This is a genomic window from Mesomycoplasma molare, from assembly GCF_024918955.1.
GTDB lineage: Bacteria > Bacillota_I > Bacilli_A > Mycoplasmatales > Metamycoplasmataceae > Mesomycoplasma_A > Mesomycoplasma_A molare.
Genome location: NZ_CP103423.1, coordinates 397,424 through 412,572, shown reverse-complemented (window position 1 = coordinate 412,572; position 15,149 = coordinate 397,424). Strand labels below are relative to the sequence as shown.

Annotated in this window: 15 protein-coding genes; 5 read left to right on the top strand and 10 right to left on the bottom strand. The window is 24.7% G+C overall.

The annotated features are described in order from the left end of the window. Positions 1–12 precede the first annotated feature (12 nt). The 4 genes from NX772_RS01900 to NX772_RS01885 all read left to right on the top strand — a co-directional run bounded on the left by NX772_RS01900 (position 13) and on the right by NX772_RS01885 (position 3,475). Entirely contained in the window at positions 13–1,224 is a 1,212-nt protein-coding gene (locus NX772_RS01900; RefSeq protein WP_027123287.1) for a hypothetical protein, read from the top strand. After that, positions 1,217–2,317 carry a cell division protein FtsZ gene (ftsZ, locus tag NX772_RS01895; protein ID WP_027123286.1) on the top strand — a complete coding sequence of 367 codons (1,101 nt, stop codon included), beginning with the start codon at positions 1,217–1,219 and terminating at the stop codon, positions 2,315–2,317. The genes NX772_RS01900 and ftsZ overlap by 8 nt, the downstream gene beginning before the upstream one ends. A gap of 386 nt (positions 2,318–2,703) precedes the next feature. Beyond that, complete coding sequence (locus tag NX772_RS01890) at positions 2,704–2,874, top strand: hypothetical protein (RefSeq protein ID WP_156925612.1); 171 nt, start codon at positions 2,704–2,706, stop codon at positions 2,872–2,874. A gap of 1 nt (position 2,875) precedes the next feature. Continuing rightward, positions 2,876–3,475, top strand: a complete 600-nt coding sequence (locus NX772_RS01885) for a hypothetical protein (RefSeq protein WP_051542149.1) — start codon at positions 2,876–2,878, stop codon at positions 3,473–3,475. A gap of 323 nt (positions 3,476–3,798) precedes the next feature. Here NX772_RS01885 and NX772_RS01880 read toward each other — a convergent pair whose 3' ends face one another. The 4 genes from NX772_RS01880 to NX772_RS01865 are packed head-to-tail and all read right to left on the bottom strand — an operon-like array spanning position 3,799 to position 9,067. Then, positions 3,799–5,634: a DUF2779 domain-containing protein gene (locus tag NX772_RS01880; RefSeq protein ID WP_027123284.1), complete on the bottom strand. Its 1,836-nt coding sequence runs from the start codon at positions 5,632–5,634 to the stop codon at positions 3,799–3,801. Beyond that, positions 5,634–6,455 (bottom strand): MAGa7180 family putative nuclease, encoded by an 822-nt coding sequence (locus NX772_RS01875; RefSeq protein WP_027123283.1) that lies wholly within the window; start codon positions 6,453–6,455, stop codon positions 5,634–5,636. Before NX772_RS01875 ends, NX772_RS01880 begins: the two co-directional genes overlap by 1 nt. A gap of 11 nt (positions 6,456–6,466) precedes the next feature. Further along, entirely contained in the window at positions 6,467–8,308 is a 1,842-nt protein-coding gene (locus tag NX772_RS01870; protein ID WP_027123282.1) for a P68 family surface lipoprotein, read from the bottom strand. 27 nt (positions 8,309–8,335) lie between these two features. Beyond that, positions 8,336–9,067: a leucine-rich repeat domain-containing protein gene (locus tag NX772_RS01865; protein ID WP_027123281.1), complete on the bottom strand. Its 732-nt coding sequence runs from the start codon at positions 9,065–9,067 to the stop codon at positions 8,336–8,338. A gap of 105 nt (positions 9,068–9,172) precedes the next feature. Here NX772_RS01865 and NX772_RS01860 point away from each other — a divergent pair, with 105 nt between their 5' ends. Then, entirely contained in the window at positions 9,173–9,433 is a 261-nt protein-coding gene (locus tag NX772_RS01860; RefSeq protein WP_027123280.1) for a hypothetical protein, read from the top strand. A gap of 57 nt (positions 9,434–9,490) precedes the next feature. On the opposite strand, the gene NX772_RS01855 is transcribed toward NX772_RS01860, so the two are convergent. From NX772_RS01855 to glpO, 6 genes are read right to left on the bottom strand one after another with little or no spacing between them, the layout of a single operon-like run. Then, positions 9,491–9,880 (bottom strand): PTS-dependent dihydroxyacetone kinase phosphotransferase subunit DhaM, encoded by a 390-nt coding sequence (locus NX772_RS01855; protein ID WP_027123279.1) that lies wholly within the window; start codon positions 9,878–9,880, stop codon positions 9,491–9,493. 1 nt (position 9,881) lies between these two features. Continuing rightward, the gene (gene dhaL, locus NX772_RS01850) at positions 9,882–10,487 is read right to left on the bottom strand and encodes a dihydroxyacetone kinase subunit DhaL (RefSeq protein WP_027123278.1); all 606 of its coding nucleotides are present in this window, start codon (positions 10,485–10,487) and stop codon (positions 9,882–9,884) included. Continuing rightward, positions 10,478–11,461, bottom strand: coding sequence for a dihydroxyacetone kinase subunit DhaK (gene dhaK, locus NX772_RS01845; RefSeq protein WP_027123277.1), 984 nt, complete (start codon positions 11,459–11,461; stop codon positions 10,478–10,480). The genes dhaL and dhaK overlap by 10 nt, the downstream gene beginning before the upstream one ends. A 37-nt stretch (positions 11,462–11,498) precedes the next feature. After that, complete coding sequence (locus tag NX772_RS01840) at positions 11,499–12,248, bottom strand: MIP/aquaporin family protein (RefSeq protein ID WP_036450146.1); 750 nt, start codon at positions 12,246–12,248, stop codon at positions 11,499–11,501. 24 nt (positions 12,249–12,272) lie between these two features. Then, entirely contained in the window at positions 12,273–13,790 is a 1,518-nt protein-coding gene (glpK, locus tag NX772_RS01835) for a glycerol kinase GlpK (RefSeq protein ID WP_027123275.1), read from the bottom strand. A gap of 20 nt (positions 13,791–13,810) precedes the next feature. Beyond that, positions 13,811–14,968 (bottom strand): type 2 glycerol-3-phosphate oxidase, encoded by a 1,158-nt coding sequence (gene glpO / locus NX772_RS01830; protein ID WP_027123274.1) that lies wholly within the window; start codon positions 14,966–14,968, stop codon positions 13,811–13,813. Between the last annotated feature and the right edge of the window lie 181 nt (positions 14,969–15,149).

Here is a 15,149-nt window from a genome sequence, read left to right as displayed (position 1 = left end):
TAAAAGGGCAAAATGAAAAGAAATATAAAAACCGTTATTAAAATAGATAAAAAATTTAATTGTTCAATTTTTGCATTTGAAAAAAATGGAAATCAAGATTTTTTAATATTTGAAAAAAATAACGAAAATCAAATTAATATTGAGTTATTTATAAAAGATACTTTTTTTATATTAAATAACAAATTAAAAACAAACATTAAACAAACATTTCTTTTCTTAGACAATGACTTTTATTTTGAAAGTGATTTTTTTAGTCAACACACTTTAATTGATAATTCTAAAAAAATTATTAATCAAAAAGAAATAGATAAAAATTTAGAATTAGCTAAAGCTACATTTTTAAATAACCAAAAATTCATAATTTCAATTAAACCTTTATCTTATACCTTAGATAATGATGAGAAAAGTATTTTTTCTCCTCTTGGAAAAAATGCACATTCACTAAATGGATGCTATTTAATACATTCAACAGAAAATAAAAAACTAAATTTAATATTAGATATTTTAAATAAACTAAATATTTCGATTAAAGAAATTATTACTTATAATCAAAGTATAAATCAAATGATAAATGAATATCATTATAATAAAAATAAAAGAATTGTTTTAAATTTAGGAAAAAATAACTCATCTTTTATAATTTCAAATAATGAACATATTTTTTTAAATAAAGAAATTGACTTTTCTTTCGACAAATTAATTACTTTTATTTCAGAAAAAGCAAATATAAAAAAAGATATCCTTTCTAAATTTATAAAACTATTTAATAACAATTTAAACTTATTAAGTCAAAATTTTATGTTTTCAGGAATAAATATAAACTTAGAAGAAATAAAAAAAATAACTTCTGAGTTTATTAAAAAAGTTATAGAAAAAGAAATAATAAACATTGCTAAAAACAATGAATTAAACATTAAAGATTTTACTCTTTTAGTAGTTACTGACAATATTTTTTCTTTTTTAAAAGAACTAATTTATTTTGATTTTAAACATAAATTTATTAATTTTAATAATAATCAAATATCTTGTTATAAATTTGAAATAAAATATATATTAACTGGAATAAATTTAATAGAAAAAGAAAATAAAAGTTTTTCTAAAAATAAAACAAATTCTAATCTTCTTCACACTCAACCTTATTCGTCAGATGAATTATTTTTAAAAACTAATAAATTATTTAATTTATTCTATAAATTTTTTAATAAAAGGATAAAACATGCATAATAATATTAAAATAAAAGTCTTAGGTGTTGGTGGGTGTGGAAATAACTCTATTAAACCATTAGTTTCAAACAAAGTAGATAATATTGAATATATTGCTCTTAATACTGATTCTCAAGCCTTAAAAGATTTTGAAGAACAAAACGTCATTCAATTGGGCGATTCAAATAAGAGAAGAGGGTTTGGAGCAGGAAGAAATCCTGAAATCGGAAAAGAATGCGCATTTGAAAGTTCTGAAATTATCGAAGAAAAGATAAAAGATGCAGATATAGTTATAATTTCCGCCGGAATGGGAAAGGGAACTGGAACGGGAGCATCACCTGTAATCGCTAAAATTGCTAAAAAATATGCTTCACTAGTTCTTGCGGTAGTTACTATTCCCTTTGAAAATGAAGGTGAAAAAATTAAGTCAAACTCTATAATTGGATTAAAAGAATTGAAAAAAAATGTAGATTCAATGATTGTGATCTCTAATGAAAAACTTTTAAATAATTATGGAACTATTTCTATTGATCATTCTCTAAAACTTTCTAACAAAATTTTAGAGAAAATAATTAATGTTATAAATGAAATTATTACTCTTACAGGTATTCAAAATGTAGATTTTGCAGATTTATTAACAGTAACAAAAGATAAAGGTGAAATTTTAATAAATTCAGCTAGCGCTACAGGAAAAGATAGGGCAGAAAAAGCAGTTGAAAAAGTAATTTTTTCAAATATATTAGAAAACTCTATTATGGGAGCCGATGAAATCATTGTTAACATTACAGGTTCTAATGTAACCTTACAAGAAATAAATATAATTTTAGAAGTCATAAAAAATACTGCTGGAGAAAAAGTAAATATAATTCAGGGGTTAATGATTAGTGATTCTAATGACAAAAATTTAAAAATTTCTTTAATTGCTTCTGGTATGGATAAAAAAAATAAATCATCAGATTTAGAAAATAAACAAAATAATTTAGAAAATGTTTTTACAAACAAAGATGATTCAAATAAAGATTGAATGTATTTATTAGAAGAAAATCAAGATATTATTGAAAATTCAACAACTTTAGAAGAAGTGGAAAATTTACCTCACTTTTTGAAAAATTAATATCTAAAACGATGTCTTAGAAGTTTTAAATATAAAAGTTCATTTTTTTAAAGTGTTATAAAAAAATCAAGCACATAACTACAATGGTGACAGTGCTTGATTTTTCTAAAACCTAAATTGAAATACACACTTGTTTTTATTATAAAAAAATTGTGCTGCAATTTATGATATTTTATAACTACTTTTTATATTAAACGAGTTATAAGAAGATTAAGAAGGGGGGGCTATATCCCTTCTTTTAGTTCAACTTTAAAGCGGTTTTATCAATAAAGTTAGTAAAACTATGTTCTGAAATTTTCGAACTCTAAATTTGGAATTAATTCATATTTTTTGTTTATAATTTTTATAGTGATATAAAAAATAATTACTTAAGATGGAGAAAATAAATGAAGTTAGATTTATTAAATAATGTTGTTTTAGCAACTAAAGCCAGACTTTTACACAATGTTGATGTTGAAGCACCAGAAACAGAAGAATATCTATTTCAAGTATCACCTTACGAAAAAGTTTCTGAATCAGATGAATTTCATATAGCACTTTCTTTTGTGAGGTTTTAATTTGAAACTAAAAAAAATATTCCTATTAAATACTTTATTAAGTATTCCTTTATTTTCAGTAATTTCTTGTCAACTACAAGAAGATTTTAATTTAGAGCATTATGATGCTAATGAAAATTTAAGCGAAAATATTTATAAACTAGATAATAATTTATGAAATTCTACTGATATTAGAAATGGGGAAATTGCTTTTTTGATAGAAAATAATGATATGTTTAAAAACACAATTATTTCAAAGATGAATTTTCAAGAACAAAAGGATAAAATTAATGAAAATTGAGAAACTTTTTCAAGCCAATTTAATAAAATTTTTGAAAAAGATTTTTTAAATAAATATCATGTTATTTATTATTCAAATTATAGTTCTAGAGAACCGATAGATTCAGTTGAAGTAAATAATGATAGTGTTAAAATTCACCATATTTTCTATAGAGATGCAGAAAAATGAGTTATTTCAGGACAATATTTAATATTTATTGAAAAAGAACACATTCCAAATATAAATTCCATATCAATTAATGAAATAAAAGAAAAAGCTGATTTTAAAAAATATAACAATTCCTTACATAAAACAAAAAATAGAATTTGATTTAATAAATAGAATAAAACAGATATTCAAATTCAAAGATATTATTACAATGTAAAATCAAAAGTGGTTAAGTTTAATTTTTTCTCTATTTTATATTTTAAATTTCCTAAAGAAAAAAAGTTTTAATGTGCAAAACAGTTTTTTAGCGATAGATTTTAAAACAAATAATAGCTATGTCGAAATACAAAAGTAGACATTTGATAAATTTTTTATCCTAAAAAACTCTTATAAAAATGAATGTTTTTATATTTATTTCCTTATAGAATGATTAAGAAAATAAAAAAGTGATTAAAAATTTTTATAATTAAAAAAATCAAGTAGTTAATTACTTGATTTTATTTATATTTTTTAAAAGCTCAATTTATAAAATCTTTTACCATTATCATCGCCATAACATCGTTTTCACAATATTTTTTCAATTCTTTTTTAGTTTCTTCTCACTCTTTATCCCCTATATTTCCGACATAACGAGCAATCGCTTTACTCATTGCCATAGTACCATTTTGAACTTTAAGTTCCTGGTAAGGAGTGATAAGATGAGCGAGTGGTATTTGTTCTTTTGTTATGTATTTTTCTATTTTTTTAATACTAAAATAACCTTTTAAATCCGGGATAAAAATCATAGGTAAATTCCCTTTTGAAGAATAACCACTAAAGAAATCAGCTAAATCAATTGTGTTTTTTTCAATATGTTCAAAATACATTTGCATTTTCTTAGCTTTTGCTTCATCTTGAGTTCTAATTAATTCAATCATTTCTTTAATTCTAGTATTTTCGTAGTTTTTATTATAAACAACAAAGTAATCCGCTTTATTAGAGTAAATTTTCGTTATTATTTCTTCAAATGATTGAATAGAAATTTTTTGAGGATCATATACAATATTTTCAATATCAAAATTGTTTTTTACAATTCTTCCTTTATGGGTTTCTTTTATTGACAATTGAAAAACTATTTGATTATATGGTAAAACTCCATCTAACGGTGGATATGGTAAAGAAAATCCTTCAAAGTCATATCAAATTATTCTATTTTCATCATTATTTAAGATCTTTATTTTTTCCTCTAATTTTTTACTTTTAAAAATTTTAACTTTTTCTTTTATATTTAAAGAATTATATAAAAAATCATCTCTCAATTGATTTTCAATTGATTCGTATCTACTTTTGGAAATTAATTCTATTATTTTTTCTTTTTTAAAAATATTTCCACTATATCCTTGCAAAATTGGTGCTTTTAATTTTAAAATTTCATTAAAATCAGGATTTGGTTCAAAAAATCCATTATCTACTTCAGATAATTCTTCCAATTCTTCTTTTTCTTTTGCCTTATTTATTAAATCAATTGCATCATTTATTTCTAAAAAATCATAATATTCTTCTTTTTTAGAATTAATTTCCATATACATCGAAGAAACTATGTCATAAATTTTATTTATTGGTTTATAATTACCTGACTTTAATTTATCATATTCTTCCGGGATTAAACCTATTTGTCCTGCAATAATTTTATATTTTTTATATTCTTCTTTTGTATAAATTTCTTTATATTTTATGCCTAAATTCTTTTTAGATTTATTTATGTTTAAATAAAAAATTTCAATAAATTTTTTTTCATTTTTTTTAGGATTTAAAACATAATCAATTAAGTGAAAAGAAATATTATTTAATTTTATTGTTTTATTCACTATTCAAAAATCTCAGTAAGCTTTTAATATATCTTTTCTTTTTGTTGAACCTGTTAATTTTAGTAAGGAAATCTTTCCTTGTTCTAAATCTATAAAAGTAGGTTTTGCAATAGCATTTTTATAAATAAAAACAGGATATAAAATGATTTTATGCGTTTTTTTATTTATTATTTCTTGTGTTTCTTGAATTGCTAATTCTGTTGTTTTTGATTTTATTACATAAACATTTTCTTTTCCATATTTATTTAAAATATAATCTAAAAAAGCTTTTTCTATAGTAGAAAAAACTTCTTCTCTTGCTTCTACAATCGATATATTATTTTTGTTAGTTATATCAATAGCGTGATTAGGATTTCAAAAATGTTCGTGATCTTCACCATCTTCTTCTAAATCTAAAAAATGATCAGATAATTTATTTCAAATAAAAAATTTTTGTCCTGTAATAAGTCGATGAAAATGTCTATAAGTAATTAATTCTTTTTCCACTATATTTTAACTTTACCTTGTAATTTTCATTTATCTAAAAGATTATTTCATTGTTCTTCATTTTCACACTCTAAATATTCTAATAATTCTCCATCCAATTTTTCGTTATATTGTGGAGAGTATCCTTTTTCGGTATAAAAGTTGTATCATTCTTTTATTTTTTCTATATCATCTTCAATTTGAGGTACGTTTGTTTGGTATTTATATGTTCTTATTTTTCTTTTTTCAATAGGATAATTTTTCGGATCATCATAATCTTGAGGTTCTAAAAAAGTTGCAACAATAGCGAAAGTATCACAACCCATTAGATAGGAATATAATTGACCTTGTTTTAGATATGCTAACGGAAGTTCTCCTGATTCTCATTTTTCTAAATTTTTTAATTGTGTTGTTTTGATTTCTAAAATCATATTTAAATCTTTTATATAACCATCAGGTATACCACCGATTATGTCATCTTTACCTTTAAAATAGTCATAAGAGTATTTTTCTGGAGGAAAAGTTTCGATTTCTTTATTTGTTTTATTTCTAATTACTTCAATTACCTTTGGTTCTATTGCAACTCCGGCATCTATATATTTAGTATCTAAAATAGGCATGTCTAATTTTGCTATTCTTACAAATGCTAAAAATTGAGATTTAAAAGAATCTGTTAATAAAACATCTCCTATGGAAGAACCCCCAATTTTTTTAAAACCGTTTCAAGTTCCTTTATTTTTCAATAAATTATTATGAAATTCTGGATCAAGTCTTAATATTTTATGTTCTTTATCTATAAAATAATGTTTTTTGTTATAATATTTTCTTTGTTTTAATTCCATTTTTTCCTCTGTTATTTTGATTTTATTATTTCGATTATTTTTTTCAATACAGCTTGACCGGAATTTTTTACTGAATTATTTTTTAAAGTACTTTCTTCTAATCTATCTGATATTTCTTTTAAAATTCTAGAAGTTTTAGCATCTGCATAATAATTTAAATAGTCTTGTTCAGAATTAGAGAAATTATCTAAACTATTATATGAAACTAAATAAGCTTTGAGATAATTTTTCTTTGTTATTAATTCATTCAAAGTAGTTTTTAATTCTTTCTTTTCTTCTTCGTTTGTGCTATTTTTTATTTTATTAGATAAATCTAATATATTATTTTTTAGATTTTCCAATTTAACATTTAATTTTTCTTTATTTTCTTCTGTAAAATTAGATTTTAAAGGTAAAACATAACCTGATTTTTCCATTATTAAATCACTTACTTTAATTTTAGAATTTTTGTAATTTACTTCACCTGTATATAATCATTTTAAAAATAAAAGTGTTGCTTTGTCTTCTTTTCCATCATTATCAACAGAAACTGGTATTAAACTAGAACCTCCTTCATAATAAGTTTCAAAATTATCTCCATCATTACTTTTTGTAATTTGTGGGAACAGTTCTACTTCTTTTTCGCTAGCAAACATTTGAGATGCTTTTTCTTCGTTATTATTTGCAAATCAAGCTATTGTAGAAGGACTTAAAACGGATTGTTCATATCCAACAGCTGCTGCAAACGCAAATACAGTTTCATAATTTCTGATTTGTCAAGAAGCTCACTCATTTTTATTATTAGCATATTTAATATCATAGAAAGTTTTTTCTTTTGAATCTTTAATAAAAGATTTTTTTTCTACATCTGAGTATTTATTAAAATTTGAAACAAAATTTTCCTGTAAATCTTTATCATCTTCTATATGATATTTAATATCTGAAAGAGTTTCCTGATTATTTGAGTTTTTTAATTCTCATATTTTTTTACCTTGTAAATTGTTATTAAGATCTTTTAAAAAAGTGTCTTTTTGATAATCAATTGTAAAAATTTGAAAATCTAGTTCATCACCCTTTATTTTAGTTTCATCAATAATTAAACCTTTAAACACTTCTTTAGTGAATTTTAGAATTGAATTTATAGAAGAAAATGTTTTATTATTTACTGTAAGATTGCTATAAACATTTGATTCTTTAAGTTTTAAAGCTTTAAAAACAGAATTTATTTTATTAGCGTTTTCTTCATTTCATTTCTCTTGAGCAATTTTATAAAATTCTGTTTCTTTATCTATATTACCTTGACCTTGTTCTATAAAATCAAATAATAATTTTAAAAGCGTAAAATTAACTGAAAGAGCATCTATATCAGCGATATTAAAAGGTAAATTAAAAATTTTACTATTAAGTTGTTCACCAGTTACATTAGTGTGCGTATTTAAGATTTTATCTAGAAATAAATTATTTGGCAATATTTTATTAGTATTTAAAATTTTATCGAAAGTATTTATTAAAAATGCTGTATTTTGATTGCCTAAAATAATATTAGCTACATCTGGCGAGTCTGTTTTTATGGAATTAGCTTGTTGAATAGATAATTCTAATTCAGAATTAGTTTTTGTTATAGATGAATCTCTTAATTCTATTTCTAGAAAATCCTTTTCATTTTTCATTTGTTCGTTATAAAGAGGAATTATTTCTTTTAAAGCAACCATTAAAGGAAAAACCTTTGATTGCGCTGTTGCTAAAACTATTTTTTGATCTTGTGCTTTTTCTGTTTTGTAAGTGAGTTTGCCTTCGTTATTACATGAAATCAACAATGCACTTGAAGTTAATCCCACTAAAGATGATAAAAATTTTAATTTACTTTTTTTCATTTTTTTCTCCTATATATTTTTATTTTTTTAAGAACTTAATAATATGATTTTCCCTGAAATATCAATTCAGAAATATAAATATTTTTCTTGACTATTTTGACTTTTTGTATTATTTATTTCTATTTTTTTAACATTGGTTAAATCCATAAAACTATTTAATGAATTTAAAAATTTAATGTCAATATCGTTAACTTCATAATAATCTTCAACTTCTTTTTCGTTATCTATTTTTTTTAATATTATTTTTGAAAAATCAAAATTTTCTTTTTTACTTAAATTAATTATAATTTCTTGTATATTTGATGATTCAAACACATTGTGGCCAAATTTTATATCTTGACTATTAAAAACTATTGTTTCTATAGAATTTAGTTCAAAAGCATAATCTTTAATACTTGTTGGATTTGAAGGAAAAACTATTTTTTTTATTTTATTATTAGAAAATGCAAATAAAGAAATTGTTTGGATTCCTTTAGAAAAATCAATTTCTTTTATATTATTAGATTCAAAAGCAGAATCTCCTATATATTCTAATTGTCCATTAAATTTTATATTTTCAATTTCACAATTTAAAAAAGCAGCATCTCCTATTTTTTTTAATGAACTAGGTAAAATTAATGTTTTTATACTTTTACCCGCAAAAACAAAATTATCAATTTCATTCAGGTTTTCTAGTTCGGAAAGATCTAAAATTTGATTACTATAATAATTTGTATTTTTTAAGATCATTTCTTTATCATTTACAGCAATTTTTTTCATATCTATTAAATTTTATATTTTTTAGAAAAAAAGCATATATTTTTTTTATTTTTCTTTTTTATTTAAAAAATCAAAAAATGAGAAATATTAAAATAGAAAGGAAAAATGAAAAGAGAAAATAAATTACTTGTAAAAATAAATAATGAAGATTTAGAAAAAATCGGAGGAGCAGCAGGTTTTGCAGCGATTGCTCCATTTGTTCCTGCTATAATAACTTCTGTAGCTTCTATTATAGGATCATTTAAATCTTTAACTAGTTCTTCAGGTGAAATAAAAACTAAAGACGGTCTAGTTCAAAAATGAGAAAATCCAGTCGCTAAAGAATCTAATTCAAAAGCAGTAACTCCTATATATTTTATTTACTAAATCTTTATCAAATAATAAAAATAAAAGGGACGCCTTTTATTTTTATTATTTGATAAACTACTTTTGAATTGCTTCCTCAGAAGCTTTGCTAATTTCTTCAAAACTAGCACCTGAATTTGCTAATACATATGCTGAAAATGAATTTTCTACTATAGATCCTTTAGAAACGTATATTTTTTTATCTTCAATCATAGAAGATACAGAAATTGCTGATAAAGTAGCTGATCCTAAATCTGAAAATATAAATACTTCTTCTATGTCTTTATTAGAATTTATAACATCCATTAATTCTGTAGGATCAGTTCCTAACTCTGTTCTGTTATTAATTCCACCTAAAGCTACTATTTTTAACATTTCTTCATTTAATGGTAACATTTTAGTTAAATATTCCTCAATTGTTTTTGCTAGTTGGAAATAATGAGAAATAATAATAAACATCTTTTTCATTTTATAACTCTTTTATTATGTTTGCTAAAATTATATTTGAAGAGGCTGAACCTGGATCGATTGTTCCTTTAGATCTTTCTTTTAAATATGAAGCTCTACCCTTTGTGGCGATTAAATCTTTTGTAGCTAAAGCAGAGTTATTTACAAAATCAATTAATTCCAGTTTATTTTTTTCATTTATTTCGTTAATAGAATCTAGTTTTTCTGATAAAGGTTTTCAAACGTCATACATGGTTTTTTCGCCAATTTTTACTTTTCCCAACATTTCTAAAGAAGCAGAAAAACTTTTTACTAAAATTTTAAATTCCTCTAATCCTAATTCTGTTTTATTTTTCAAATTATTAGCAGCATTAATAAATGCCATACCATATAGAGGACCGGATGCACCACCTACTTTTGACATTAAAGTTCTTCCGACTATAGATAGAAACGAACTTAAATCAACCTCTGTAGTAATTGATTGAATTACTTCTTTAAAACCTCTTACTATATTTACACCATGATCTCCATCGCCTATATTTTGATCTAATAGGGATAAAAAATCTTTTTTTTCTTCTAATTCATTATAAATTGTTTGGAAAACTTTTTTCAATTCTTCTATTTTCAATTTTTTACCTCTGTAGGTTCTTCAAGTAATTTTTTCAATTCTTCATCTAATTTTAAAACACTAATAGAAACTCCTTGCATTTCTAGAGAAGTCATAAAGTTACCAACATTTGTTTGGAAAATTTTAATATTTTTTTCAGCTAAATAATTATGTGCATCGTTAGCTACAATAAATAATTCCATCTCAGGAGTTCCGCCTAAACCATTAATCATAAGAGCGATTTCTGAATTATCATAATTATAGTCTTTTAAAATTAAGTCTAACATTTCTTCTGTTATCTCTTTTGAAGATTTAATATTTTCTCTCTTTATACCTGGTTCACCATGAATTCCAAGACCGAATTCAATTTCTTTTTCTCCCAATTCAAAAGATTTTTTACCTGTTGTAGGAATATAAATATAATTTAAAGATATTCCAAAAGTTCTAACATTTTCTATTACTTTTTCAGCAACTCTTTTTACTTCACTTAAATCTGCTCCTTTTTCAGCTAGAGCACCAGCTATTTTATGAACATAAATTGTTCCCGCAATTCCTCTACGACCTATTGTTCATGTAGAGTTTTCTACAGCAACATCATCGTTAACAAGAACGGTTTCTACTTTTTTACCATTTGCTTGAGCTAATTGTTGAGCTATTTCAAAATTTAACTTATCACCTGTATAGTTTTTGATAATTAATAAAGTACCTTTTTGGGAATCTAGTTCATTAATAACACTCTCAATTTGATCCGGAGTTGGTGAGGTAAAAACCTCTCCCGCTACGGCTCCGGTTAACATTCCCTTTCCTACAAAGCCCATGTGAGCAGGTTCATGACCTGAACCTCCTCCGGAAATCAACGCCACTTTATTTTTATCAAAATTTTTATTATAAATTGCATTAAATCCGTTTACTCTTTGCACGTTTTTATTTGTTTTAATGATTCCTTGAATCATTTCTTCAATAATATTTTCTTTATTATTAATTAATTTTTTCATTTTTTCCTTATAAGATAGATAAAATTTCTAAATATTTTTATATTAAGGCAAATAATCCTATTATTACTCCTGCAAATGAAGGTGCTACTACAGGAATTCATGAATATTCAAAGTTTGCTCCTACATGTTCTTCTTTTCTATTAGATAATAGTAATTTTTCCATAGCAAAATATACTAATCTTGGTCCTAAATCTCTTGCTGGGTTAATTGCATAACCAGTAGATGAACCTAATGACATCCCTATTGCCATTACTAAAAAAGTAACAGGTAATGGTCCTAAAGATGATAAACCTATTCCGGTTGTTGATAAAGCGTTTGAACCTTTACCAAAAGCTAATATAACTCCTAATAAAACTAATGTTCCAACTAATTCATATGAAAAATTAAAGATAGTTCCCTTTTCTTTTGCAGAGAAAGCTGGTCCAGTTGCATGAGCTCCTCTAACTGTAGCTAAATCTGTTTCTTTAATGTGATTTCAGTTAATGAAATTTAAAATAACTTGCGCAACCATCGCTCCTAAAAATTGAGCAGGAATATACACCAATGGAAAAGCGCTTTTTGAAGCAATTGCATCAAAAATAGATACAGCAGGATTTAAATGCGCACTCCCACCTAATGCGTTACTTATTATTACACCTACCATAACAGCAAATCCTCATCCTAAAGTAATAACGCTTCATTTACCTGATTGATTTGCAAACATTCTTTTAGCTGAAACACTATATACAACACCATTTCCTAAAAGAACTAAAAATAATGTACCTAAAAATTCGGATAATATTTTCATTAAATCCATTATTAATTCTCCTTTTTACTCGATATCTTTTGTTCAATTTAAAGTTTTTTTAACAGCAGTATCTCAACCTTTCAATAAAAAGTCTATATCTTGTTGTGAAAGTTGAGGTTTAAAAATCTTGTCTGCTTTACTCATTTTTTTAATTTCTTCTATATTTTTTCAATAACCAACCGCTAAACCAGCAAGGTATGAAGCTCCTAAAGCTGTCGTTTCAATATTTGCTGGTCTTTCAACTTTTAAATTAGAAATTGAAGATTGAAATTGCATTAAATAATTTGAATTAGAAGCACCACCATCAACTTTTAATAAAATAATTGGTTTCTCTAAATCTTTTTCCATCGCTTTAATTAAATCATTTGTTTGATAAGCAATTGAATCTAAAGTTGCTTTTATTATATGTTCTCTTTTTGTTCCTCTTTCAAGACCGAAAATTGCTCCTCTTGAATATGAATCTCAATATGGTGCACCCAGTCCTGTAAATGAAGGAACAACATAAACTCTTTGATCATCATTTACTAAAGATGCAAAGAAATCTGACTCTGCTGAATTATATAAAATTCTTAAAGAGTCTCTTAGTCATTGTATTGCAGCTCCCGCTATAAACACAGAACCTTCTAAGGCATAAACAGTTTCTTGATTTCCTAATTTTCAAGCAATAGTTGTTAATAATTTATTTTTACTTTTTATAGGTGTAGTACCTGTATTAACTAGTGTAAAACATCCTGTACCGTATGTATTTTTAACCATACCTACTTCAGTACATAATTGTCCAAATAAAGCTGATTGTTGATCTCCTGCTACTCCAGTAATAGGCACTTCACCTTTTGCTTTATTTGATCAATGATGAGGTTTAACATAACCATAATGTTCCGAAGAAGCCTTTACTTTTGGAAGAATTTCTTTAGGAATTTCAAAAAGATCTAAAATTTCTTGATCTCAATCTAGTGTATGAATGTTAAATAGCATTGTTCTTGAAGCGTTTGAAACATCGGTCGCATGAACTTCACCATCAGTTAATTTTCACATTAACCATGTATCAATTGTTCCTGCTAATAATTTCCCAGATTTTAATTTTGCCTTAGCTTCTTCAACATTTTTTAAAATTCATCTAATTTTAGTACCACTAAAATATGGATTAATAATAAGACCTGTTTTATCTGAAATTTTTTCTGATCATCCTTCAGAAATTAAGCTTTCACAATATTCAGTAGTTCTTCTATCTTGTCATACAATAGCATTATAAACAGGAAGTCCTGTTTCTTTATCTCATAAAACAATTGTTTCTCTTTGGTTTGTTATTCCTAAAGCTATTAAATCATGTGACTTAATTTTCGCTTTGTGTTTAGCACTTTGCATCGTTGAAAGTTGCACGTTTCATATTTCTAAAGGATCGTGTTCTACTCAACCAGATTTTGGGAAGTATTGTGTGAATTCTGCTTGACTGGTAGCTTTTATATTACCTGAATGGTCCACTATTAAAGTACGACATGAAGTTGTACCAGAATCTAATGTAACTACATATTTATCTTTCATATTTCTCCTTAACTAAAATATTAGAATTTAACTTTATAATTTGGATTATAATTTGGATTTTTTTCTAATTTTAATCCTGCTTTTTCTACAAGTTTAGATATTTCAATCGCTATGGCAGGAGCAGAAGCTATTGCTGGTGATTGCATACCTGCTGCATTAATGAATTTTTTGTTTAATTTCGCTGATCTAATAACAAAATCATTTGTTTCAATATCTATAGGTCTAGAACCTGATAATGTAATTTCTGTTTTGTCTAATCTAATTGATGGAATTATTTCTTTTCCAATTTCACCTATTAAATCAAATTTTTCTTTAGTTACAAGTCTTGTTTCTTCTTTAGGAACTCCTTCTTCAGCTGTAGGACCTACTAAAACTCTACCATCTAGCATTGGAGCGACAATCACTCCTTTTCCATGTATTGTAGGAACTTTAAAGCAAATAGAATTTACAATACCTGCCTCTGTTCTGGATAAAATTCTATATTCACCACGTCTTGTTGTTTGTTTAAAATCACCATAACCAGCTTTCTCAGCTAATATATCAGCATAGTGCCCTGCGGCATTAATAACAACTTTAGATATTAAAACCTCTTTATTTTTTAAAGTAACTTTAAATTCGTCATTTTCAAATTTAATATCAACTACTTCTGAATTATTTCTTAATTCGGTTCCGTTTTGTTCGCTAGCTCCTAAGAAAGCATAAGTTGCTCTAACAGGATCTATCGCTCATGAACTTGTACATAATAAAGCCCCTAAAACGGTAGGGTTTACATTCGGTTCTTTTTTAAGAACTTCATCTTTTGAAATTATTTTTAAGAATTCTTTTGGAACTTTATTTGTTAAACCTCTCTCGTATAGCATATTAACGTGTTCCATTTCTTTTTCATTAAAAGCTAGAATAAGTGAATCTACTTGAACTTTTGGAAAATCTAAATTTTTAAATATTTTTTCTCTTCATAATTCATTTCCTAATACATTTAACTTAGCTTCTATTTTACCTGGATCAGGATCAAAACCACCGTGAATTGCCCCAGAATTACCTTTTGAAGTCTCATCTGCATATACCGGATTTCTTTCTAAAAGTAAAGTACTTAATTTATATTGTGACAATTCATAAGCAATAGAAGCTCCTATAATTCCACCACCTATAATGATTACATCATATCTTTTACTTGACATAGTATACCTCCTATTTTTTTAGTAAACTAATTTTAACATTATTTTTTTAAAAGATTCTAAAAAATGCATTTTTTTTAAAAAAATATGAATATTTAAGCATAAAAAATGCAATTTTAAGCATTAAAATATAATATTTTGTTCAAAATTACTTATTTAAAATATTAAAAAATGAATTTTTAAT